Origin of the sequence: Nocardia sp. CA-290969 (assembly GCF_050936135.1) — a bacterium.
Classification (GTDB): Bacteria; Actinomycetota; Actinomycetes; order Mycobacteriales; family Mycobacteriaceae; genus Nocardia.
In genome coordinates this window covers 7,323,354-7,345,712 of the sequence record NZ_JBNJNJ010000001.1, presented here as the reverse complement: position 1 = coordinate 7,345,712, position 22,359 = coordinate 7,323,354, and the positions used below count along the sequence as shown (strand labels likewise).

The 22,359-nt window shown below is 66.9% G+C and carries 21 protein-coding genes and 4 tRNA genes; 8 read left to right on the top strand and 17 right to left on the bottom strand.

Features of this window, described 5'->3' with window-relative positions; genetic code table 11:
* Positions 1-260: 260 nt before the first annotated feature.
* The 13 genes from ACQEVO_RS33800 to ACQEVO_RS33740 all read right to left on the bottom strand — a co-directional run bounded on the left by ACQEVO_RS33800 (position 261) and on the right by ACQEVO_RS33740 (position 8,043).
* Complete coding sequence (locus tag ACQEVO_RS33800; protein WP_280400930.1) at positions 261-1,349, bottom strand: ABC transporter ATP-binding protein; 1,089 nt, start codon at positions 1,347-1,349, stop codon at positions 261-263.
* Between the two features lie 236 nt (positions 1,350-1,585).
* Positions 1,586-1,966 (bottom strand): 50S ribosomal protein L7/L12, encoded by a 381-nt coding sequence (gene rplL, locus ACQEVO_RS33795; RefSeq protein ID WP_280422043.1) that lies wholly within the window; start codon positions 1,964-1,966, stop codon positions 1,586-1,588.
* A gap of 75 nt (positions 1,967-2,041) precedes the next feature.
* Entirely contained in the window at positions 2,042-2,581 is a 540-nt protein-coding gene (gene rplJ, locus ACQEVO_RS33790) for a 50S ribosomal protein L10 (protein ID WP_432921048.1), read from the bottom strand.
* Positions 2,582-3,013: 432 nt separating this feature from the next.
* Complete coding sequence (gene rplA / locus ACQEVO_RS33785; protein WP_432921045.1) at positions 3,014-3,733, bottom strand: 50S ribosomal protein L1; 720 nt, start codon at positions 3,731-3,733, stop codon at positions 3,014-3,016.
* A gap of 81 nt (positions 3,734-3,814) precedes the next feature.
* Positions 3,815-4,249: a 50S ribosomal protein L11 gene (gene rplK / locus ACQEVO_RS33780; protein WP_280422046.1), complete on the bottom strand. Its 435-nt coding sequence runs from the start codon at positions 4,247-4,249 to the stop codon at positions 3,815-3,817.
* 85 nt (positions 4,250-4,334) lie between these two features.
* On the bottom strand, positions 4,335-5,111 hold the full coding sequence (gene nusG, locus ACQEVO_RS33775) for a transcription termination/antitermination protein NusG (RefSeq protein ID WP_432921041.1): 777 nt from the start codon (positions 5,109-5,111) through the stop codon (positions 4,335-4,337).
* 120 nt (positions 5,112-5,231) lie between these two features.
* Entirely contained in the window at positions 5,232-5,603 is a 372-nt protein-coding gene (gene secE, locus ACQEVO_RS33770) for a preprotein translocase subunit SecE (RefSeq protein ID WP_432923316.1), read from the bottom strand.
* A 26-nt stretch (positions 5,604-5,629) separates the two neighbouring features.
* Positions 5,630-5,702 (bottom strand) — tRNA-Trp (locus ACQEVO_RS33765).
* A 278-nt stretch (positions 5,703-5,980) separates the two neighbouring features.
* Positions 5,981-7,003, bottom strand: a complete 1,023-nt coding sequence (locus ACQEVO_RS33760) for a fused (3R)-hydroxyacyl-ACP dehydratase subunits HadA/HadB (RefSeq protein ID WP_432923313.1) — start codon at positions 7,001-7,003, stop codon at positions 5,981-5,983.
* 341 nt (positions 7,004-7,344) lie between these two features.
* A complete protein-coding gene (gene rpmG / locus ACQEVO_RS33755) occupies positions 7,345-7,515 on the bottom strand; it encodes a 50S ribosomal protein L33 (RefSeq protein WP_011211653.1) in 171 nt (56 codons plus the stop codon).
* Between the two features lie 44 nt (positions 7,516-7,559).
* Positions 7,560-7,632 (bottom strand) — tRNA-Met (locus tag ACQEVO_RS33750).
* A gap of 69 nt (positions 7,633-7,701) precedes the next feature.
* A tRNA-Thr gene (locus tag ACQEVO_RS33745) sits at positions 7,702-7,774 on the bottom strand.
* A 183-nt stretch (positions 7,775-7,957) separates the two neighbouring features.
* Positions 7,958-8,043: transfer RNA gene (locus ACQEVO_RS33740), tRNA-Tyr, on the bottom strand.
* 254 nt (positions 8,044-8,297) lie between these two features.
* Between ACQEVO_RS33740 and ACQEVO_RS33735 the strand changes: the two genes are divergently transcribed.
* Positions 8,298-8,789 (top strand): YajQ family cyclic di-GMP-binding protein, encoded by a 492-nt coding sequence (locus tag ACQEVO_RS33735; protein WP_195058564.1) that lies wholly within the window; start codon positions 8,298-8,300, stop codon positions 8,787-8,789.
* Between the two features lie 10 nt (positions 8,790-8,799).
* Here the strand turns inward: ACQEVO_RS33735 and htpX are convergent, their stop codons facing one another.
* Both htpX and ACQEVO_RS33725 read right to left on the bottom strand, forming a co-directional pair.
* A complete protein-coding gene (gene htpX / locus ACQEVO_RS33730) occupies positions 8,800-9,672 on the bottom strand; it encodes a zinc metalloprotease HtpX (protein WP_432921035.1) in 873 nt (290 codons plus the stop codon).
* A 114-nt stretch (positions 9,673-9,786) separates the two neighbouring features.
* Positions 9,787-10,809 carry a polyprenyl synthetase family protein gene (locus ACQEVO_RS33725; RefSeq protein ID WP_432921032.1) on the bottom strand — a complete coding sequence of 341 codons (1,023 nt, stop codon included), beginning with the start codon at positions 10,807-10,809 and terminating at the stop codon, positions 9,787-9,789.
* Positions 10,810-11,018: 209 nt separating this feature from the next.
* Between ACQEVO_RS33725 and ACQEVO_RS33720 the strand changes: the two genes are divergently transcribed.
* From ACQEVO_RS33720 to ACQEVO_RS33710, 3 genes are read left to right on the top strand one after another with little or no spacing between them, the layout of a single operon-like run.
* Positions 11,019-12,290, top strand: a complete 1,272-nt coding sequence (locus ACQEVO_RS33720; RefSeq protein ID WP_432921029.1) for a geranylgeranyl reductase family protein — start codon at positions 11,019-11,021, stop codon at positions 12,288-12,290.
* 6 nt (positions 12,291-12,296) lie between these two features.
* A complete protein-coding gene (locus ACQEVO_RS33715) occupies positions 12,297-12,749 on the top strand; it encodes a helix-turn-helix transcriptional regulator (RefSeq protein WP_432921026.1) in 453 nt (150 codons plus the stop codon).
* A gap of 18 nt (positions 12,750-12,767) precedes the next feature.
* Positions 12,768-13,220 (top strand): VOC family protein, encoded by a 453-nt coding sequence (locus tag ACQEVO_RS33710; RefSeq protein ID WP_432923310.1) that lies wholly within the window; start codon positions 12,768-12,770, stop codon positions 13,218-13,220.
* Between the two features lie 19 nt (positions 13,221-13,239).
* Here ACQEVO_RS33710 and ACQEVO_RS33705 read toward each other — a convergent pair whose 3' ends face one another.
* On the bottom strand, positions 13,240-13,746 hold the full coding sequence (locus ACQEVO_RS33705) for a DUF2505 domain-containing protein (RefSeq protein WP_432921023.1): 507 nt from the start codon (positions 13,744-13,746) through the stop codon (positions 13,240-13,242).
* Between the two features lie 745 nt (positions 13,747-14,491).
* On the opposite strand from ACQEVO_RS33705, the gene ACQEVO_RS33700 reads away from it, so the two are divergent.
* From ACQEVO_RS33700 to ACQEVO_RS33685, 4 genes are all read left to right on the top strand, one after another.
* Entirely contained in the window at positions 14,492-14,911 is a 420-nt protein-coding gene (locus ACQEVO_RS33700; RefSeq protein WP_432923307.1) for a DUF3592 domain-containing protein, read from the top strand.
* Between the two features lie 4 nt (positions 14,912-14,915).
* Positions 14,916-16,127, top strand: a complete 1,212-nt coding sequence (locus tag ACQEVO_RS33695; RefSeq protein WP_432921020.1) for a glycosyltransferase family 4 protein — start codon at positions 14,916-14,918, stop codon at positions 16,125-16,127.
* 42 nt (positions 16,128-16,169) lie between these two features.
* The gene (locus ACQEVO_RS33690; protein ID WP_432921017.1) at positions 16,170-16,877 is read left to right on the top strand and encodes a demethylmenaquinone methyltransferase; all 708 of its coding nucleotides are present in this window, start codon (positions 16,170-16,172) and stop codon (positions 16,875-16,877) included.
* Positions 16,878-16,989: 112 nt separating this feature from the next.
* Positions 16,990-21,261: a molybdopterin-dependent oxidoreductase gene (locus ACQEVO_RS33685; RefSeq protein ID WP_432921014.1), complete on the top strand. Its 4,272-nt coding sequence runs from the start codon at positions 16,990-16,992 to the stop codon at positions 21,259-21,261.
* Here the strand turns inward: ACQEVO_RS33685 and ACQEVO_RS33680 are convergent.
* Complete coding sequence (locus ACQEVO_RS33680) at positions 21,255-22,307, bottom strand: aldo/keto reductase (RefSeq protein ID WP_432921011.1); 1,053 nt, start codon at positions 22,305-22,307, stop codon at positions 21,255-21,257. The two genes, ACQEVO_RS33685 and ACQEVO_RS33680, sit on opposite strands and share 7 nt — an antisense overlap.
* Positions 22,308-22,359: the final 52 nt, after the last annotated feature.

Below are 22,359 nucleotides of genomic sequence, written 5' to 3'. Positions count from 1 at the left end.
CGATTCGGCGTCGGTGGTCGTGCACTACCGAGGCAACAGAAGCTGCCTCCAATAGCGTGACTGGTCCGGCGAAACTCGTCAAGTGCCCGTGCCGACCTGGCGGTCTGCCGGTTTCCCGGGCTCCAACAAGATCAGCCGTAACCCCAGTTCGAGCCGCACCGATGCGGCGGTGGCACCCGGGAAGTCACGGCGATGACCCGGACAAAGAACAGCGCGCCGGGTGGGGAACCCGACGCGCTGCTTTTCGCCAGCGAGTACTGTCAGACCTTCGGGTACTGCATGGTGTCGAAGTCCGAACCGGGGAAATCGTTACCCCGATCGCCCGCACCGAGCTGCTGCCCGGAGTTGTAGGACATGACCATCGTCTCATCGTTCTGATCGAGCGATTCACGAATCGCGGCCTGCGCCGCGGCCGGCAGGGTGTGCATGATCTCGCGGACCCGGTTCTTCCGGCGCTGCACGGCCTGCCGCACCGGCATACCCGGCTGCGCCTTCATCTGCGGGATGATGCCCTCGACCTCTTCGGCACCACCGTGGTGATGGCCCGCATCGACCATCGCCTGCTCGCGCGCCATCTGGGCTTCGTCCTTCTCCTCGGACATACCGATGGGGCCGATCATGCGACCGTTGAGGAACTGCTTGACCACCGGCTCGTCGCTGGTGAGCAGCACCTCGCGCGGGCCGAACATCACCAGCTGGCGGCGGAACAGCATGCCGATGTTGTCGGGCACCGTACGCGCCAGGTTGATGTTGTGCGTCACGATGAGGATCGTGGCGTCGATCTGGGCGTTGATATCGATCAGCAGCTGGCTGAGATACGAGGTACGCACCGGATCCAGGCCCGAGTCGGGCTCGTCGACCAGGATGATCTGCGGATCGAGCACCAGCGCGCGCGCCAGACCGGCGCGTTTGCGCATACCGCCGGAGATCTCGCCGGGCAGTTTGCCCTCGGCGCCGAGAAGACCGGTGAGCTCCAGCTTCTCCATCACGATCTTGCGGATATCGGATTCGGATTTCTTGGTGTGCTCGCGCAGCGGGAAGGCCACATTGTCGAAGAGATTCATCGAACCGAACAGTGCGCCGTCCTGGAACAGCACGCCGAACAGTTTGCGGATCTCGTAGAGCTCCTTGTTGGAGCACGTGGTGATATCGGTATCACCGATGAAAATGGATCCACGCTCCGGCCGCAGCAGGCCGATAAGCGACTTCAGGAATACGGACTTACCGGTACCCGACGGGCCCAGCAGCGCGCTGACCTCACCGGCAGGCAGGGTAATAGAAACGTCCTGCCAAATCCGTTGTGAACCGAACGACTTGGTTACACTCTCGGTCCTGACCTCGACGCCCACGCCAACCTCCACATTTCTCAGCGAGCTACCCACTCGGCACCGCTGACCCGGTAGCGGTGCGTCACGTCACAGTGGGTCCGGCCACTGTATCTCATGCGGCCGCTGTAACACACCCGACCTGACCGAAGAGTAACCATGCGTGCGAGTGTCCACACCAAAGAATGGTGGTTAACCTGCGAACAAGAAAAACGGGCGGTTCCTCGGAGGAACCGCCCGTTTTCCGCTGTCGGTCGTGATTACTTGACCGAAACCTTGGCGCCGGCCGCTTCCAGCTTCTCCTTGGCGGCATCGGCGGCGTCCTTGGCCACCTTCTCCAGGATGGGCTTCGGGGCGCCCTCGACGAGGTCCTTGGCTTCCTTCAGGCCCAGGCCGGAGACGATCTCACGGACCACCTTGATGACCTGGATCTTCTTATCGCCGGCACCCTCGAGGATGACGTCGAACTCGTCCTGCTCCTCGGCGGCCTCGGCGGCGGCCGGGGCGGCACCGGCGGCGGCGACAGCGACCGGAGCAGCGGCGGTGACCTCGAACTTCTCCTCGAACTTCTTCACGAAGTCCGACAGCTCGAGCAGGGTCATGTTGCCGAAGGTTTCGAGCAGCTCGTCAACGTTGGCCATTGTTGTTTCCTTTCGATAGTGAACGTCTGTGCGGGGCGGCCGGGAGCGACCGTTCCGCGGGGGATGCGGAAGGTGTTACTCCGCGGCGGCGTCTCCGCCTTCGGCCTGCTTCTTCTCCTGCAGCGCGGCGGCCAGGCGGGCCACCTGCGAAGCGGGAGCGTTGAACAGACCGGCGGCCTTGGCCAGGTTGCCCTTCATGGCACCGGCCAGCTTGGCCAGCAGGACCTCGCGGGACTCCAGATCGGCGATCCGCTCGACCTCGGACACGGACAGCGGAGCGCCGTCCATGTAGCCGCCCTTGATGACCAGCGCCTTGTGATCCTTGGCGAAGGTCTTGAGGGCCTTGGCGGCCTCGACGGGTTCACCGGAGATGAACGCGATCGCGGTGGGTCCGACGAACAGGTCGTCCAGGCCCTCCACACCGGCCTCGGCCGCAGCGCGCTTCACCAGGGTGTTCTTGGCGACGGAGTACGTGGTGTCGGCACCGAGCGCACGGCGCAGTTCGGTGAGGGCACCGACGGACAGGCCACGGTATTCCGTGATAACTGCTGCCGTCGAGCCCTTGAACTGCTCGGTGATCTCCGCGACCGCGGCAACCTTCTCGGGTTTCGCCATACTTCGCCTCCTCTCTGATGTCGGTTCGGGTGTTGCCCTACCGAATCAGGGGCCGGCGAAAGAACAAGCGCCCCGAACGCAGAGCGTTCCGGGGCGCGAAAGAGTATCCGGCACAGCGACGAATCCTGTGCTCACTCCCAGCCTCGGCTCTCCCTGCGTGGGCCGCCGGCACTCTCGCCGGACCTTCGGCCGATTCCGTACGGAATCGGCAGACCTACGGTCTTCGGTAGAACAGATTGGGTGGTGTCGAACCGGTCGACAACCTGAGCAAGCGTACCTGGTAAAGCCCTGTCCTGGCAAAACGGGCTACCGACCCCCGCCGGCGGCGACGAAATCCCCGGCGTACTCGGGGCACGACACCGGCCCGGAAACGACGATAGCGGTGGGAACGGATATCCGTTCCCACCGCTACCGGTCTACTTGCTGAGCGCCTTACGCGGTCGCGTCCTCTTCCAGGAGGTTGCGGGTGCGGTTCGGGTCCACCGGGATGCCCGGTCCGGTGTTCGTCGAAACCGTCACCTTCTTGACGTAACGGCCCTTGGCGGTCGACGGCTTGGCGCGCAGGATCTCGTCCAGCGCGGCACCGTAGTTCTCCACCAGCTTGTTGTCGTCGAAGGACGCCTTGCCGATGACGAAGTGCAGGTTGGCCTGCTTGTCGACGCGGAAGTTGATCTTGCCGCCCTTGATGTCGTTGACCGCCTTGGTGACATCGGTGGTGACCGTGCCGGTCTTCGGGTTCGGCATCAGACCACGCGGGCCCAGGACACGCGCGATCCGGCCGACCTTGGCCATCTGGTCGGGGGTGGCGATCGCGGCGTCGAAATCGAGCCAGCCGCCCTGGATCCGCTCGATCAGATCCTCGGCGCCGACGGCGTCCGCACCGGCGGCCTCGGCCTCGGCGGCCTTCTCACCGGCCGCGAACACGATGACGCGGGCGGTTTTACCGGTGCCGTGCGGCAGGTTCACGGTGCCGCGGACCATCTGGTCGGCCTTACGGGGATCCACACCGAGCCGTACCGCGACCTCGACGGTCGCGTCGGTCTTGGCGGTGGCGGTCTCCTTGGCCAGCCGCGCGGCGGCCAGCGGGGAGTAGAGCTTGGTCCGGTCGACCTTCTCGGCCGCGGCGAGATACGCCTTGCTTCGTTTTGCCATGTTTCTCTGTCCTTATGTGTGGTTCAGCCGTGGTTATCGGGCCTGGCCGGCCCTCCCACCGAAAAGCGGGATCGACGACCGTCAGCCCTCGACGGTGATTCCCATCGAGCGCGCGGTGCCGGCGATGATCTTGGCCGCCTGATCGATATCGTTGGCGTTCAGATCTTCCTGCTTGGTCTTGGCGATCTCGCGCACCTGATCCATGGTCACCGTGGCGACCTTGTTGCGGTGCGGCTCGGGCGAACCCTTCTGCACACCGGCGGCCTTGAGCAGCAGCTTGGCGGCGGGCGGGGTCTTCAGCTTGAAGTCGAAGGACCGATCCTCGTACACCGAGATCTCGACCGGCACCACATTGCCGCGCTGCGATTCGGTCGCGGCGTTGTAGGCCTTGCAGAACTCCATGATGTTGACGCCGTGCTGGCCGAGCGCCGGGCCCACCGGCGGAGCCGGATTCGCCTGGCCGGCCTGGATCTGAAGCTTGATGATCCCGGCGAGCTTCTTCTTCTTGGGGGGCATCTTTCTTTCCTAGTTGTGTGGTGTTCCTTGCGCTCTGCAAGGTCCGGCCCGGGGACAACCGCCCCGGGAGGCACAGGCGCCGCCGCTAGATCTTGGCGACCTTGGTGAATTCCAGCTCGACCGGCGTCTCGCGACCGAAGATCGAGACCAGCACCTTGAGCTTCTGCTGTTCGGCGTTGACCTCGGAAATCGTGGCGGGCAGCGTCGCGAACGGGCCGTCCATCACGGTCACCGATTCGCCGACCTCGAAATCGACCTCGATGGCCGGCTTGGCCGGGGTTTCGCCGGCGGTCTCCGGAGTGGCCGCGGCAGCAGCGGGCGCGGCGGCCTTCTTCTGCTGGGCGGCCGGGACCAGGAATTTCACCACTTCGTTGATGGTCAGCGGGGAGGGGCGCGAGGTCGCGCCGACGAACCCCGTGACACCGGGGGTGTTGCGCACCGCGCCCCAGGACTCGTCGTTCAGGTCCATCCGCACCAGGATGTAGCCCGGCAGCACCTTGCGGTTGACGCTCTTGCGCTGACCGTTCTTGATCTCGGTGACCTCTTCGGTGGGCACCTCCACCTGGAAGATGTAATCCTCCAGGTCCAGGTTCTGCACGCGGGTCTCGAGATTGGTCTTCACCTTGTTCTCGTAGCCGGCATACGAGTGGATGACGTACCAGTCACCGGGAGCACGCCGCAATACGGCCTTCATCTGCTCGACCGGATCCGGTTCACCTTCGTCGGCGGATGCGGGTGCGGCCTCGTCGGCAGCCTCGGGCTCGGCGTCGGACGCCGGCTCCTCGACGTGTACGGCAGCCTCCTCGGCCGCCTGATCGTCGACCGGGAACTCGTCGGTGGTGTCGTTCTCCGGGGTGCTCACTGGGCACTCGCTTCCTGTGTCGTCACGTGCATCCTCTGCGTGCCGGGTTCGGGCGCGGCGGTCTTGTCTGGCGTCCGGCCCGCGGGCGCGGATCGGGGCACCGGCGCCGATATCGCCTGGCTAGCCGAACAACCAGTCGACACCCTTGATGAACGCCAGATCCAACCCGCTGATGAACGCGACCATGAAGATCACGAACACCAGAACAACGGTCGTATAGGTGACCATCTGCTTCCGGTTGGGCCAGATAACCTTCCGCAGTTCCGCGATCACCTCACGCAGGAACTTGAACAAGCGTTTGAACGGATTCCGTGACCCGTCCCGCTCGGCCCGGCCGGACTTCTTGTCGTCCTTACGCGCGGGCCGATCGATGGTCGCGATCGAACCGGTATCGGACGCGCCCGACGTAGCGGACCGGCCCCGCCGAGCGGAGCGCTTTCCGCTCGGCCGCTGCGCGGCGGCGGTGTCATCCCGCTCGTCGGTCACGTCGATCCTCTCTCATCGCCGGGCATCCAGGGCAGGGGCGACAGGACTTGAACCTGCAACCTGCGGTTTTGGAGACCGCTGCTCTGCCATTTGAGCTACGCCCCTTCGGCTGAACCGGATACTGCCATTCGATCCAGCCACACTGCGGTATTCAATTATCGGCGCTGGTGCCACACAACACGCGCGCCGCTCCGGCAGATGCCGGCCCCGTCGGCGGGCCCGGTACAACCGGATCGACCCGAGCCTACTCAGCCGGTGTGGCCGACACTCAAGAACCCCGCCTGGAACCAGCCTTGCAGAGCAGCGCGCATCGGCTGGTGACCCCAGAAACCCGAGTGTACGGCACGGTCGGCAACAGAAGCCAATCGGGACGCTCGACCAGGTCAGGACAACTGGACGGTTGCCGTGGCCCGGCCGAAGATCTTGCGCCCGCCGGATTTGGCGACGATCGCGATCACCGCGGTCCGGGTTTCCGGATCCAGCGACTTCACCTTGCCGGTGAATTCGACCTCGGCGGGCTCGGTCGCGCTCACGAAGACCGGGCTGGTGAACCGTACGTTGTATTCCTTCACCGCGCCCGGGTCACCCAGCCAGGAAGTCACGAATCCGCCGCCGAGGCCCATGGAGAGCATGCCGTGCCCGACGCAAGTGTCCAGGTCCACGAGCTTGACGACTTCGTCGCTCCAGTGGATCGGGTTGGCGTCGCCGGAGACACCGGCGTAGTTCACCAGATCGCCGCGGGTGAGGCGCACCAGCCGGGCGGGCAGCTCCTCGCCGACGGTGACGTCGTCGAAGGAACGCGCGAACCGGGTGGGCACCACCTTCTCCGCCGCCAGGGCCGGCGGTGCGGGATGCGAGCGCGGCGTGTGGTCGGGCAGGGAGGCTTCCATGCCGTGCATGAGTACCTTGCGCACGGCCTCGTTGAGATTGGGATCGATATCACCGCCGCTGCGGCCGACCAGGGTGGTGTAGGTGGTGAGCACCACTTCGTCGTGCTGATCGGTGACGATGTTCTTGGTGACGATGATGTCGCCGCCGAACGCCTGGCGGAAGGAATGCAGGTAGACGTCGCAGGTCAACCGGTCGCCCACGAGGATCGGGCGGTGGAATTCCAGGATCTGGTCGGTCTGCATGATCTGGCTCAGGTCATAGCCGGTGACGACCGTTTCGAAGAGCTTGCGCTGGGCCAGGATGCCGACGAGCGAGATGAAGGTGACCGGGGCTACCAGGCCGTCGTAGCCGTACTCCAGCGCGATATCTTCATCCCAGTGCACCGGGTGACTGTCCTGTACGGCCCGGGCGTACTCCCGGACCTTTTCACGGCCGACCTCGTAATAGTCGTCGACGCGGTAGTGGTGACCGACCATCGCGGCAGCATGGGCGGCGGGATCGAACTCCGCTTCCATCGCGGCCACTTCGTCTGTTCCGGTGTTCGTTGTCACGGGAGGACTGTACCTATCTGACCCCGCAGCACGGAGTCTGCTTGGCGGCTGGACCTCGGTCCAGAAGGTGGTAGGCCGGTGTAGCCGAAGGGGAAACCGCACAGCCGCCCGGTCGATACCGCGGCCCATCGCCGGCCGCGAACGGGCGGGAAGCCCGCCCATGAAGAACCATAACTGTAGCGAGCCGGAAGGCACGTCACGGGGATCACGACACCGCGAAACCCGATATCGTATCGATCGACGTCACCCGATCTGCCCATGCGGATTGTGCGTCACCGCCGGAGCGGTGACGCCACATACAAGGCTCAGCGGGATTCGCGATGCGCCCGGTGCGTGCCGCAGTTCGGGCAGAACTTCTTCAGTTCCAGCCGATCCGGGTCGTTGCGCCGGTTCTTCTTGGTGATGTAGTTGCGATGCTTGCACTGCTCGCAGGCCAAGGTGATCTTTGGCCGGACATCGGTGGACTTCGCGGCCACGATATGCCTTCTTTCCGGTCAACCAGAGGGTCAATCAGTATGGGTAGCGATGGCCGGACTCGAACCGGCGACACAACGATTATGAGTCGTTTGCTCTACCGCCTGAGCTACACCGCCTTATACGCCATCTGCGACGGCGACGTCGCGGCTTGGAGTGCCGAGTCGGACACCACCGGCAATCCGGCGAGCCCCCTAACGGAATCGAACCGTTGACCTTTTCCTTACCATGGAAACGCTCTGCCGACTGAGCTAAGGGGGCGCGACTTCTCCGCAGCGGAACCGGCGAACTCCGGCCCGTTGCCTCGAAGACTTGAACGAGAGTACACACTCACCGCCGACAGCACCAAACCGAGTGGTCAGAGCCTGTTTTTTGGTTGCACCGGAGGGTGTTCGGCACCCGGAAACGATCGAACCCCCGCCGGATTTCACCGGCGGGGGTTCGTGGTGGCAGGTGTAGGATTCGAACCTACGTAGGCTTTCACCGACAGATTTACAGTCTGCTCCCATTGGCCGCTCGGGCAACCTGCCTTGTACCGCACTCCCGACCTTTCGGTCACTTTTCCGAGTGCGCAAAGCAGGATACAACGAACCCGCACCCGGAATGCAAACCGGCTGGCCAGCTGCCCTGAACACCGCCGGCGGGCCTGCCGCGGCAGCGACGGGAAAACCTGCTCGACCAGCCGCCGGGCCGCGGCGATCGAGACGGCCGGTCAGCGCCGGGACACAAAAGAGGTAGCTTGCGTAGGCACTCAGGGTGATCCAACAGCGAACAGGAGCGCAGTGTGGCCGATTCATCATTCGATATCGTCAGCAAGGTCGAACGGCAGGAGGTCGACAACGCGCTGCACCAGGCCGAAAAGGAACTGAACACGCGCTACGACTTCCGGGGCACGGGCGCGGGCATCGAATGGTCGGGCGAGGACAAAGTGGTGCTCACCGCAGAATCCGAGGAGCGGGTCAAAGCCGCGCTCGAGGTTTTCAAGGAGAAGTTGATCCGCCGGGATATCTCGCTGAAGGCGTTCGACGCGGGCGAGCCGGTGGCCTCCGGTAAGACTTACAAGATCACCGGATCGCTGGTGCAGGGAATCGATACCGAGCACGCCAAGAAGATCTCGAAGAAGATCCGCGACGAAGGCCCCAAGGGCGTCAAAGCGCAGATACAGGGCGACGAGTTACGGGTGACCAGTAAGAAACGCGACGATCTGCAGGCCGTGATCTCCCTGCTCAAAGGCGAAGATTTCGGTATCGCGCTGCAGTTCGTGAACTACCGGTAGCCGGAATACTTCAGCGCCGGCCGGCCATCTCTTCCAGCCTGGCGATCCGGTCGGACATCGGCGGATGCGTCGAGAACAACCGGGCCATCCGATCGCCGGTACGGAACGGATTGGCGATCATCAGATGCGATTGCGCGGTGAGCCGGGGTTCGGGCGGCAAGGGCGCCGCCTGCACCCCGCGCTCCAGTTTCCGCAGCGCGGAAGCCAGCGCCAGCGGATCGCCGGTCAGTTCGGCACCCGATTCGTCGGCCTGATATTCGCGCGACCGCGATACCGCCAGCTTGATCAGCCCGGCGGCGATGGGGCCCAGCAGCGAGACCAGCAGCACACCGATGAAATTCGGACCGGAACCTCCCCGGTTACCGCCGAAAGCGGCCGCGAAGTACGCGAAATTGGCCAGACCGGAAATCACCGCGGCCATCGCTCCGGCAACCGACGAGATCAGGATATCGCGGTTGTAGACATGGGAGAGTTCGTGTCCCAGTACGGCTCGCAATTCCCGCTCGTCCAGAATCTGCAGAATGCCGCTGGTACAGCAGACGGCCGCGTGCCGGGGATTGCGCCCGGTCGCGAACGCATTCGGCGCATTCGTCGGACTGATATAGAGCCGCGGCACCGGCTGGCGCGCGGTGGTCGCCAATTCACGCACGATCCGGTAGATCACGGGCGCCTCGAGTTCACTCACCGGCTGCGCCCGCATCGCCTTCAGCGCGAGTTTATCGCTGTTGAAATACGCGTAGCCGTTCATCGCCACAGCGAGTAGTACCGCGATCACCAATATCGTGGTGTTCCGGAAAGCCGCGCCCGCCAGCACGATGAGCGCGGAAAGACCGACCATGAGCCCGAACGTTTTGCACCCATTCGCAAACCCGTGCCCGTGCATAGCACTCCTGTGTTCGTGGCGCGCTCGGACGCGCGGATTTCGGCCAGAACCGCTACCCCACGACAACGACCACGAAGGCCCTGAAGTTCCGGTGTCACCGGCCGGAGCCGGGGTTCACCCCACGCGTTCGATCGTGTACCGGACCAGGCGGACGAGGGCGTCGTTCGCGGGACCCGCGGGCAGGGCCCTCAGTTCGGTGTGCGCGATCTCGGCGTATTCGCGCAGCTTCTCCTTGGCCTGGGCCATACCCGGGGAGCGGCCGAGCAGCTCCAGGGCTTCGGCGACCTCGGCGTCCGATTCCAGCGGGTGGTCCAGGAGAGTACGCAGGCGATCGCCGTCGGTGCCTTCGTCGCGCAAGGCGTAGAGAACCGGGAGGGTGTGGACACCTTCCCGCAGATCGGTGCCGGGGGTTTTGCCGGACTGCGCCGAGACCGACGAGATATCGATGATGTCGTCCGAAATCTGGAAGGCGGTACCCACCGCGTCGCCGAGACGGGCCAGGCGCTCCACATGATCGAGGCCGGCGCCGGAGAACGTGCCGCCGAAGCGGCCGGAGGCCGCGATCAGCGAACCCGTCTTCTCCCAGACCACCTTCAGGTAGTGCGCGACCGGATCGGCGGATTCCCGGGCACCCATGGTTTCGCGCATCTGGCCGGTGACCAGTTCGGCGAAGGTTTCGGCGATGATCCGCACGGCGTCGGGGCCGAGGGTGGAGGTGAGGCGGGAGGCATGGGCGAACAGGTAGTCGCCGGCCAGGATCGCCACACTGTTGCCCCAGCGGGAGTTCACACTCGGGGCGCCGCGGCGCATGGTGGCCTCGTCCATGACATCGTCGTGATACAGAGTGGCCAGATGCACCAGTTCGACGACGGTGCCGGCGGTGATCAGATCCGGATCATCCGGGCGGGGGCCGAGCTGGCCGGTGAGGATGGTGAACAGCGGGCGGAACCGTTTACCCCCGGCCTTGGCCAGATGCAGCGCTGCTTCCTGCAGGAAGGACGCACCGTCCGACAGTTCCTCGACCAGTAACTCCTCCACCCGGTCGAGCCCTGAACGCACTGTCGCGGCGAGGGCGGCGTCTCCGAGGTCCACCCCCGCCACCACCGTGCCGGCTTCGCTCACAGCAGATGTGCTCATACCTTCTCCCAAGGACGCGTCCGACCCCACGGTGATGAACCTAGCGTGTCCATGCCGCAGCTCCCCATGAACACGGTCACTGTATTGATCGAGCATGAGCGAGGGCCCTACGTGGTCACGCTGCGCTACCGCCTCCGGGCCTGACTCGCTCATGCTGTGCACGGTACCGCCATCGACATCCCCCACCGCGCCCTGTAACTATTGACCGCATGGGTGCACCCGAAGCCACACCAGCCGAGAGCGACCGGGGGCCGCTGCCCGCACACGCGCAGGTGCTGGTGGTGGGTGCCGGGCCCGCGGGTTCGGCGGCGGCGGCGTGGGCCGCACGGGCGGGTCGTGAGGTGCTGTTGCTCGATTCGGCGGAGTTTCCCCGGGACAAGACCTGCGGGGACGGTCTCACACCGCGTGCGACCGCCGAACTGGAACATCTGGGTCTGGGCGAATGGGTGCGCGCCCATACCGTCAACCACGGTTTGCGGATGACCGGGTTCGGCCGCGAAGCGCTGCTGCCGTGGCCGGCCGGTTCGTTCCCGACTTACGGCAGCGCGATACCGCGCACCGAACTGGACGACAAACTGCGCGATACCGCCGTGAAATCCGGGGCGCGGATGTTCGACGGCAGCAAGGTCACCGCGGTCACGCGAGACGGTGACCGGGTCACCGGTGTGGTGGTGCGCACGGGCGGCCGGGAAGCCGAGATCCGCTGCGAGACCTTGGTCGTGGCCGACGGTGTCCGCTCCCCGGTCGGCAAGCTGCTCGGCCGCACCTGGCACCGGAAGTACGCCTACGGGGTGGCGGCACGCGCCTATATCGCGTCCGGGCGCAGCGCCGATCAGTGGATCACCTCCCATCTGGAGCTGCGCAATGCCGAAGGAGAACTGGTACCCGGCTACGGCTGGGTCTTCCCGCTCGCCAACGGCGAGGTGAATATCGGGGTCGGTTCGCTGGCGACCGAGCGGCGCCCCTCGCATATCGCACTGAAACCACTGCTGGAGCACTACACCACGCTGCGCCGCGAGGAATGGGAGCTGACCGGGTCGCTGCGGGCGGTCTCCTCGGCGCTACTGCCGATGGGCGGCGCGGTTTCCGGTATCGCGGGCCGCAACTGGGTGCTGGTCGGCGATGCCGCCGGCTGCGTGAACCCGTTGAACGGCGAAGGGATCGACTACGGGCTCGAGGGCGGGCATATGCTCGCCGGCCTGCTCGACGAACCCGATCTCACCCGGCTGTGGCCGGATACGTTGCGCCGCAAGTACGGCCGCACGTATTCGGTGGCGCGCCGGATCGCCGGCCTGGCGACCCATCCGCGGATGGTGCCGATGGGCGGACCTCCGGTGATGCGGTCGAAACTCTTGCAGCGCACCGCCGTCCGGGTAATGGGCAATCTGGTCACCGACGAGGATGTGGACCTGACGGCCCGGGCGTGGCGGGCGGCCGGGCGCGCGTCGATGCGTTTCGACGAACTCGTCCCGTTCGGATAACCGCCCATGGCGGCCCGGCCGGTTCCCGAGGATCTGCTCCCCCACCTGCGGCGGGCGCGCGATTTCATCGACCGCGAATACGCGCGGCCACTCGACCTGACCGGGATGGCCGCGGCCGCCGGGGTCTCGAAGTATCACTTCCTACGCTGTTTCGCCGCGACCTATGGCCGCACACCCGCGCTGTATCTGGCCGAACGGCGGATCGAGCGGGCGCAGGATCTGCTGCGGGCCACCAATACTGCGGTGACCGAGGTATGCCTGCTCGTCGGCTATACCAGCCTCGGCTCGTTCTCGCGGAAGTTCACCGAGCTGGTGGGAGTGTCGCCGTCGGAGTACCAGGCGAAATTCGCCGACGGCGCGCCGCGGATCCCCGGCTGCTATGTGTTCATGCACGGCCTGTCCGACCGCCGGCCCGATAGCGCAATTTCGGAGAAGCCCCGGCGCGCACGCGGCGCCTAGTCTCGGATCATGACCCCGATCATCTCCAATATTTCGCTGGTCACGGTATACGTGGCCGACCAGACCGAGGCGAAGAACTGGTACATCGACACGCTCGGCTTCGTGGAAACCGCCGATATGCAGATGGGCGACAACGGCTTCCGCTGGGTGACCGTGGCGCACCCGGATCATCCGGAACTCCAGGTGACCCTGATGGTGCCCGGCCCGCCCCTGGACGAGAACCTCGCCGAGGCGATCCGCCGGTCGCTGGCCAGCGGGACGCACGGCTCGCTGGGACTCACGACAACGGACTGTCAACAGGCCTATAAGGAGCTCACAGCCAAGGGCGTGGAATTCGTCCAGCCGCCGGCGGAGCGGCCGTACGGCGTGGAGGCGGTGTTCCGGGACAATTCGGGGAACTGGCTGGTGATGGTCGAACCGACGGAGTTCGATCCCGCGGCCGCGATGGACGCGCCCTGCGACGGGCTCTGAGGTCCGGTCGCGCCGTCCGTCAGGCCCGGGCGCGTTCCTCGAACCATTTCAGGATGAACTTGCGTTCGCTTTCCACCACGCGGCGCTGGAGCTGTTCGGCGAGGGGTTCGATGGCGCCGCCGACCAGCGGGACCTTGACCTTCACCGATCCGGACACCACCAGTTCCGAACCGTCGCCGGCGGGGCGGAGCCGGTAGGTTCCGGTCATCTCCGAGGAGATGGCCGAGGAGGTGCCCTCGAAGCTGCCCTCGGCGGTATCGCCGGTCAGGGCCTGCCAGTTGTCCACGCGGGTGACGACCAGATCGCTCTTGAGCACCTTGCGGACGATGCCGGGGATCTTCTCCGGGCGGATCTTCTCGCTCATCGCGAGGCGGATGGTGCCCGGCCCGCCCGGATGGGACAGGTCGAGGGTGGCTGTCTGCGCGCCGGCGAAGCGGTCGTGCCACAGTTCTTCCCCGGTGAGCGCGGCGTGGAGTTCGGCGACCGGGATCGGATAGGTCAGCGTGAAGCCGAATTTGCGGGCCATGAGCGCCTACAGTAGCCGACCCCCGGAGGTACCACCTCCTTCCGCGACGGCCGCGACGGCCGCGACGCTGATCCGCCGTATCCTGACCACCGGACAGGTACCGCCCCACAATCAACGCCCCGGTCCCGCTGCAATCACACCCTGGTCCCGCTGCAATCATGCCCCGGTGCGGGACCGAGGCGACGCGGAACGCCGGCGCTGCCCCGCGGCGGTCGTGCGCGCCGATTCCCTGAGCCCCGGAACCCGATCCGTACGTGCCGCCTGGTTGTCGCCCGACGAAATAGGCGACTCGACTACCGAGCAGAGCATGTGGTGAACGACCCGGCCGTGGGCCGGCCGAAGCGGGCGGCCGCGCAATGCCGCGCTGTGGTGACAGCGCGGCCCGAGCCGACCCTCGGCGGTAACACATGCCGGTGGGTGGGCGCGTCCGACAGTGCCCATTAGGCTGTTGCGGTGCCGTGTACCGGCCGCCTCGGTGGCGAGCGGTCCGGCGGCGTGCGCCGGTGCGGCGGCGCCGAACACAGATTTGTCCGTGCACCGGGCCGCCGACGGCGGGCCGATATCGATTCCGGCGGAGGTAGGCGTGCCCGACCAGGCAGAAGTGGCTGCGCCGCCGCCGGTGCACGTATCGGATGAACCATCCGGTATCGAGGCCGCCGAATCCCCGGACCGTTCGGCACGGGCCGAACGCCTGCGGCGGCTCCGTATCGGGGTGCTGATCGCCGCCGTTTCGGTGAGCGTGCTGATGGTGCTGCTGGTGCTCGCGGCCTGGCGCAACGACTATCTGATCGAATCGGACAAGGGTGAAACCACGGGTGAGGTGCTGTCCGCCGGGCGATTGCGGTCGGCGGTGATGTACGTCACCCCGGACGGCGTGACCCATAATCCCAAGGTCGGTGTGCTGTACCCGACCAACCTGACCGCGGGTGAACGGATCAACGTGGAATACAACCGCGCCGACCCGGACCTGGTGCGGGTGGCCGGCCGGGACGTCCGGGTCGCGATCCTCCCGGCGCTCTCGGTGCTGGCGACGATCTGGGCGCTGGCCCTGCCCGTCCTGTGGCTGCTGTTGCGTGCCGAAACCGGTTCGATGAGTGTTCGCCGGATCTTCGATCCGGTGTCATATCGCCGACGCGTGCCGGAGCCCCGCGACCCCGCAGACTGACCGTGTGCGCGTAGCCATCGTTGCGGAGTCGTTTCTCCCGAATATGAACGGCGTCGTGAACTCGGTCCTGCGGGTGCTCGACCATCTGGATCGGCACGGACACGAGGCACTCGTCATCGCGCCCGATACGCTGCGCGGCCGGGCGCCCGCACCGCGGCACCACGGCAGATTCCCGGTACACCGGGTGCCCGCGGTGATGGTGCCGAAGATCAGCTCGCTGCCCGTGGGCCTGCCGCAGCCGGGGATGGTCCGGACCCTCGGCGATTTCGATGCCGATGTGGTGCATCTGGCTTCCCCGTTCCTGCTCGGCGCGGGCGGCCTGGCCGCCGCGCTGCGGCTGGATCTGCCCACGGTCGCGGTGTATCAGACCGATGTGGCCGGGTTCGCCAAGAGCTACGGGCTGGGCCTGGCCAGCCGGGCGGCCTGGGGCTGGACCCGCCGGATCCACGAGGGCGCGGCCCGCACCCTCGCACCGTCCAGCGCGGCGGCGGAGAGCCTGGCCCGGCACGGGATTCCGCGGGTACACCGGTGGGCCCGCGGGGTCGACGCGGTGCGGTTCACTCCGGCCGCCCGGCGCCCCGAGTTGCGGCAACAGTGGCTGCGCCGGTCGAGCACGAGTGGAGGCGCTACGGAGTCACGCCCCGCCGCCGGGTCCGACCCGTTCACGTCCGGTGACAGCGACCGGCTGGTGGTGGGGTTCGTGGGCCGGCTGGCGCCGGAGAAGCACGTCGATCGGCTGGCGGTACTGGCCGATGATCCAGCGATTCAGCTGGTGATCGTCGGGGACGGGCCGGAACGGTCGAAACTCGCCGCGCTGCTACCGGGTGCCGTATTCACCGGGGAACTCGGTGGTGACGAACTGGCGCAGGCCTACGCGAGCCTGGACGTGATGGTGCATCCCGGCGAACACGAAACCTTCTGTCAGGGTGTGCAGGAGGCGCTGGCCAGCGGTGTTCCGGTAATCGGTCCCGACGCCGGCGGCCCGCGCGATCTCGTCTCCCCCTGCCGCAACGGCTATCTGCTGCCGGTCGAGCAGTTCACCGAACTGCTGCCCAGTACCGTCGCCGCGTTGCGTGATCCGGAACTGCGCGCCCGGTTTGCCACGGCCGCCCGGAAATCGGTGCTGCACCGCACCTGGCCGGCCCTGTGCACCGAACTCATGGGGCACTACGCCGAGGTGATCGGCACCGAATATCGGTTATCGCGTTCGGCCTGATCGGCTCGCTCGCGGCCGTGCGGCGCCGAGTAGGGTCGGGCTGTGGCGAATACGCAATCGGTTCGGGCCTCGCTGGACAAGCAACCGCACGAGGTCGCTTCGATGTTCGACGGGGTGGCGCGACGATACGACCTCACCAATACGGTGATCTCGGGCGGCCAGGACCGCTATTGGCGGTGGATGACCCGCCGGGCCATCGCTCCGCGACCGGGCGAGCAGGTTCTCGATCTGGCGGCCGGCACCGGCGTCTCCACCGTGGAGCTGGGGAAATCCGGCGCGTGGTGTGTGGCCGCCGATTTCTCCCAGGGCATGCTGGCGGCAGGCCGGCACCGCAAGGTGCCGATGGTCGCGGGCGACGCCATGGCGCTGCCGTTCGCGGACAATTCGTTCGACGCGGTGACCATCTCGTTCGGCCTGCGCAATGTTGCCGATATCGATCTCGCGCTACGCGAGATGCTGCGGGTCACCAAACCGGGCGGCCGGCTGGTGATCTGTGAGTTCTCCACGCCGGTGATCCCGGTGTTCAAGACGATCTACATGGAGTACCTGATGAAGGCGCTCCCGCGGGTCGCCCGCGCGGTGAGCAGTAACCCCGACGCCTACGTCTACCTGGCCGAATCCATCCGGGCGTGGCCGAACCAGCGGCAGCTGGGGCGGCGGGTCACGCAGGCGGGCTGGTCGGGGGCGCAGTGGCGGAACCTGACGGGCGGGGTGGTCGCGCTGCACCGGGGGTACAAGCTCGGTTCCTGACCGGGCCGGTTCATTTTCCTCACAGCTGTGATTTTCGCCGGTGAAGTGGAATGTGATGCGGCGATAACATCGGGCAAACCCGAGGAAACGGGTCGCGGGCACCATCGGAACCATGTCCGAGGCAGGTATGGAACCGGGACCGGGCACGACCACCAAGACGGCGTGCTCGTACTGCGGTGTGGGCTGCGGAATCGAGGTCACCACCGGTACCGACGCCACCGGCGCGCCGGTGATCGCCAAGGTCGCGGGGGACAAACTGCATCCGGCGAACGCCGGGCGACTATGCACGAAGGGCGCCACCCATCTCGAGCTGACGCGGGCGCCGGGCCGGATGACCACCGCCTACCGCCGGCCCGAACGCGGGGTCGAACCGCAGCCGGTGGGGGTGGACGAGGCCGTGGCCGAGGCCGCGGCGCGACTGCGCGCCATCCTGGACGAACACGGGCCCGACGCGATCGCGCTGTACGTCTCCGGGCAGATGTCGCTGGAAGCGCAGTACCTGGCGACGAAACTCGCCAAGGGCTATCTGCGGACCGTGCATATGGAGGCCAACTCCCGGCTGTGCATGGCGAGCGCCGGCACCGGTTACAAGCAATCGCTGGGCGCCGACGGCCCGCCGGGTTCCTACGACGATTTCGAACACGCCGACCTGTTCTTCGTGATCGGCGCGAATATGGCCGATTGCCATCCGATTCTTTTCCTGCGGATGGCCGAGCGGCTCAAAGCCGGGGCGAAGCTGATCGTGGTGGATCCGCGCCGCACCGAAACCGCCGCCCGCGCGGACCTGTTCCTGCAGATCGCCCCCGGGACCGATCTCGCTCTCCTCAACGGGCTGCTGCACTTGCTGGTGGAGGCCGGTGATATCGACGAGGAGTTCATCGCCGAGCACACCGAGGGCTGGGCGGCCATGCCGGAATTCCTGGCCGATTACACCCCGGACCGGGTCGCGGCCCTGACCGGGCTGGCCGAGGAGGATATCCGTACGGCGGCCCGGTGGATCGGCGCGGCGGGCGAGTGGATGAGCCTGTGGACGATGGGCCTCAATCAGTCCACGCACGGCACCTGGAACACCAACGCCCTGTGCAACCTGCATCTGGCCACCGGCGCGATCTGCCGCCCGGGCAGTGGACCGTTCTCGCTGACCGGCCAGCCGAACGCCATGGGCGGCCGGGAAATGGGGTACATGGGTCCCGGGCTGCCCGGGCAACGCAGTGTGCTCTCCCCCGCCGACCGGACCTTCGTGGAGACGGCCTGGGAACTCCCGCCGGGGAGCCTGCGCGCCGAGGCCGGGCCCGGCACCGTGGAAATGTTCCGGGGCCTGGCGGCCGGCACGATCAAAGCGGCGTGGATCATCTGCACCAACCCGGTGGCCACGGTGGCGAACCGGAAAACGGTGATCGCGGGCCTGGAAGCCGCCGAACTGGTGATAACCCAGGACGCCTACACCGATACCGCCACCAATACCTATGCGGACCTGCTGCTGCCCGCCACCCTGTGGGCGGAAACGGATGCCGCCATGGTGAATTCCGAGCGCACGGTCACGCTGCAGCAGCGCTCGATCGATCCGGCGGGGGCGGCCCGCCCGGACTGGCAACTCATCGCCCAGGTGGCGACCGCCATGGGTTTCCCCGGATTCACCTACACCTCCAGCGCCGAGGTATTCGAAGAGATTCGCCGTTTCGCCAATCCGAACACCGGCTACGACCTGCGCGGAATGAGCTACGACCGGTTGCGCGAGGGCCCCATGCAGTGGCCCTGCCCGGACCCCGAGCAGCGCCGCAACCCGATTCGCTACGTCAACGACGGGGTGAGCCAGACCGCGTTCGTCGACGAGAACGGGCACCGGCCGCGCCTGGCCTTCCCGACGCCGAACCGGCGGGCGGTTTTCTGGCCGCGCCCGCACATGTTGCCGGCCGAGATGCCGGACGACGACTACCCGTTCCTGCTCAACACCGGCCGCCTGCAGCATCAGTGGCATTCGATGACCAAAACGGGCCGCATCGACAAGCTCAACAAACTGAATCGCGACCCCTTCGCCGAGATCCACCCCGACGACGCCCGCGAACTGGGGCTGGCCGCGGGCGATCAGGTGGAGATCACCTCGCGGCGGGGTCGCGCGGTGCTGCCCGTGCGGATCAGCGACCGGGTACGTCCCGGCGGGTGTTTCGCACCGTTCCACTGGAACGACGAACAGGGCGAATACCTGACCATCAATGCCGTCACCAACGATGCGGTGGATGCCGATTCGCTGCAGCCGGAGTTCAAGGCGTGCGCGGTCGCGCTGCGCCGGGTGGCACCGGTGGTGCGGGCCGAGGCACCCGAAATGCCCGGTAGCCGGCCGGAATCGGCCGGGGCGCATCCGCTGGCCGCGGTGCTGGGTCTCGACGGCGCGGCCTCGCCCACACTCAGCGAGACCGAACGGATCTACCTCGGCGGCTATCTGGCGGCGTTGCAGTCGCTACCGGTCTCGGGGCAGCCGGTGCTCCCGGAAACCGCCCCGCTCTCCCGGCAGAGCCGGCTGTGGGTGGATGGACTGCTGGCCGGAATGTATTCGCGCGTCGAGCCCGCGAATCCGCCGGCCGACACCGCTGCGGCGCCGTCGAGTCCGGTGGTGACGGTGCTGTGGGCCTCGCAGACCGGCAATGCCGAGGAGTTCGCGGCCACCGCGGCGCAGCGGCTGACCGAATCCGGTTTCCAGCCGCGCCTGATCGATATGGACTCCTGCGATCTCGCCGCGCTGTCCGGCGAGGTCCTGGTGATCAGCAGTACGTTCGGCGACGGCGGACCGCCCGACAACGGCGCCGATTTCTGGACCCGGCTCGCGGCGAGCATGCAGCGGTTCACCGGTATGCGATTCGCGGTGTTCGCGATGGGCGACTCCTCCTACGACGATTTCTGTGGTCACGGCCGCCGGCTGGATACGACATTCGCCGAACGCGGTGCCACCAGGCTGTTGCCGCGGGTCGACAGCGAACCCGATTTCGCCGAACGCGGGGCGGACTGGCTGGACCGGGTGATCGCGGCGCTCACCGGCGCCGGGCCGGAACCGGACACCCTCGCCAACAGCCCGAACACCGGCGACGGGTTCGGCGCGCATCCCGGCGACACCGGCAACGGGCTCGGCGGAAACCCCGGCGGCGGGTTCGGTGCCATAGGTACGTCCGAGCGGGCCGGACTTCCGTCCGGCCCGGCCACGGCGACCGGAGTGCTGGAACGCACCGCGCCGGCGCCGACGCGCCGGCCGGCGCCGGCCCCGTTCACCCGGAACCTGCCGGTCCCGGCACCCCTGACCCGCAACGAGGTACTGACCACACCCGATTCGGTCAAGGAGGTCCGGCGGATCGCCTTCGACCTCAGCGGTTCGGACGCACGCTACGAGGTGGGCGATTCGCTCGGGATATGGCCGGCCAACTGTCCGTCGCTGGTCGCCGAATTCCTCGACGCGACCGGCTTGGACGCCGGCCGGACGGTAACCGCGGGCGGTACCGAGATGCCGTTGGAACAGGCGCTGCGCACGCAGTACGACATCGCCAAGATCTCCCGGGATCTCCTCGAATTCGTGGCCGAACGCAATCCGAGCAACCGGCTGGCCAAGCTGCTGCGCCGCGACAACCGCAACGAACTGGCCGGTTACCTGTGGGATCGCCAGGTGGTGGACGTGCTGCGCGATTTCCCGGTCCGGGCCGACCTGGTGGAATGGCTCGATGTCCTGAAAAAACTGCAACCGCGTCAATATTCGATTTCGTCGAGCCCGCTGGTGAATCCGCGGCAGGTGGAATTGACCGTCGGCATCGTCCGGTACGGCGATCCGCGGGCCGCCGGCTCGGCCGCCCGGCGCGGCGGCGTGTGCTCCACCTTTCTGGCCGATCGCGCCGCCGGCGCGCAGGTGCCGATCTTCCTGCAGCGCGCCCCGCATTTCCGGCCGCCGCTGGATCCGAGCGTGCCGATGATCATGGTGGGCCCGGGCACGGGGATCGCGCCGTTCCGCGGTTTCCTGCACGAGCGCCGCGCGCTGGGTGCCACCGGGAAGAACTGGCTGTTCTTCGGCGATCAGCACGCGGCGCAGAACTTCTACTACCGCACCGAACTCGAGGATATGTTCCGCTCCGGCCACCTTTCGCGGCTGGATCTGGCCTTCTCCCGCGATCAGCGGGAACGGATCTACGTCCAGCACCGGATGATCGAGCACGGCGCGGAACTGTGGTCGTGGTTGCGCGACGGCGCCCACTTCTATGTCTGCGGTGACGCCGCCCGGATGGCCAAGGATGTGGACGACGCGCTGCTGCGCATCGCCCGCATCCACGGCAAACTCGACGAGGACGGCGCCCTGGCCTTCAAGAAGCAGTTGGTGGCCGAGAAGCGCTATGTGCGCGACGTCTACTGACCCGCGGTGACCGGTACGGCGGGCGGATTGAGCCGGGTGAAATCGGGCAGCCGGTAGTACGGGTAGTAGGGGTACGGCGGGGTGAGCGCGCTCGCGGCATCGAGCCGGGCGATCTGGCCGGCGGTGAGTTCCCAGCCGACGGCACCGAGATTCTGCCGCAGCTGTTCCTCGTTGCGGGCGCCGACGATCACCGTGCTCACGGTCGGGCGCGACAGCAACCAGTTCAAGGCGATCTGCGGCACCGTCCGGCCTGTCTCGGCGGCGATTTCGTCCAGCGCGTCCACGACGTTGTAGAGATGCTCGTCGTCCACCGGCGGCCCCGCTTCGGCGGTGCGGTGCAGCCGGCTGCCCGCGGGCAATGGTTGCCCGCGGCGGATCTTGCCGGTGAGCCGGCCCCAGCCGAGCGGACTCCAGACCACCGCGCCCACCCCTTCGGAGAGGCCCAGCGGCATCAGTTCCCACTCGTAGTCGCGCCCGGCCAGCGAGTAGTACACCTGGTGGGCGATGTAGCGGGTGAGCCCGTGCCGGTCGGCGGCGGCCAGCGATTTCATCAGCTGCCAGCCGGCGAAATTGGAGGCGCCGAGGTAGCGGATCTTGCCGGCGCGCACCAGATCGTCCAGGGCGCGTAACACTTCCTCGATCGGGGTCCGGGCGTCGTAGGCGTGCAACTGGAACAGATCGATGTGCTCGACGCCGAGGCGGCGCAGTGCGGCCTCCACGGCACCGATCAGCCGGGCGCGACCCGAACCGGCGTCGAACGGGCCGGGCCCGGTGGGCAGGCTCGCCTTGGTGGACAGCAGCAGCCGGTCGCGGCGGCCGCGGATGGCGGCGCCGAGCACTTCCTCGGAGGCGCCGTCGGAATAGACATCGGCGGTGTCGAACATCGTGACCCCCGCATCGAGGCTGATATCGACCAACCGGCGTGCTTGGTCGACATCGGTATCACCCCAGGCGCCGAACAGTTCCCCGCGTCCGCCGAAGGTACCGGCACCGAAGCTCAATGCGGGTACGACCAGTCCGGAGGATCCCAGGCGACGGTATTCCATCTCGACTCCTAAAGGGTCTAGAGTTTCGTTAGTGATTCGAACATACACCGTC

Excerpts from the sequence above, each read along its gene's own strand:
- ACQEVO_RS33700 (WP_432923307.1), top strand. The coding sequence starts at position 14,492 with ATGGTGCTGCTGGTGCTCGCGGCCTGGCGCAACGACTATCTGATCGAA.
- rplL (WP_280422043.1), bottom strand. The coding sequence starts at position 1,966 with ATGGCCAACGTTGACGAGCTGCTCGAAACCTTCGGCAACATGACCCTG.
- rplK (WP_280422046.1), bottom strand. The coding sequence starts at position 4,249 with ATGCCCCCCAAGAAGAAGAAGCTCGCCGGGATCATCAAGCTTCAGATC.
- ACQEVO_RS33715 (WP_432921026.1), top strand. The coding sequence starts at position 12,297 with ATGGCGGCCCGGCCGGTTCCCGAGGATCTGCTCCCCCACCTGCGGCGG.
- ACQEVO_RS33725 (WP_432921032.1), bottom strand. The coding sequence starts at position 10,809 with ATGAGCACATCTGCTGTGAGCGAAGCCGGCACGGTGGTGGCGGGGGTG.
- rplA (WP_432921045.1), bottom strand. The coding sequence starts at position 3,733 with ATGGCAAAACGAAGCAAGGCGTATCTCGCCGCGGCCGAGAAGGTCGAC.
- ACQEVO_RS33685 (WP_432921014.1), top strand. The coding sequence starts at position 16,990 with ATGTCCGAGGCAGGTATGGAACCGGGACCGGGCACGACCACCAAGACG.
- ACQEVO_RS33760 (WP_432923313.1), bottom strand. The coding sequence starts at position 7,003 with ATGGAAGCGGAGTTCGATCCCGCCGCCCATGCTGCCGCGATGGTCGGT.
- ACQEVO_RS33680 (WP_432921011.1), bottom strand. The coding sequence starts at position 22,307 with ATGGAATACCGTCGCCTGGGATCCTCCGGACTGGTCGTACCCGCATTG.
- ACQEVO_RS33705 (WP_432921023.1), bottom strand. The coding sequence starts at position 13,746 with ATGGCCCGCAAATTCGGCTTCACGCTGACCTATCCGATCCCGGTCGCC.
- ACQEVO_RS33720 (WP_432921029.1), top strand. The coding sequence starts at position 11,019 with ATGGGTGCACCCGAAGCCACACCAGCCGAGAGCGACCGGGGGCCGCTG.
- htpX (WP_432921035.1), bottom strand. The coding sequence starts at position 9,672 with ATGCACGGGCACGGGTTTGCGAATGGGTGCAAAACGTTCGGGCTCATG.
- rplJ (WP_432921048.1), bottom strand. The coding sequence starts at position 2,581 with ATGGCGAAACCCGAGAAGGTTGCCGCGGTCGCGGAGATCACCGAGCAG.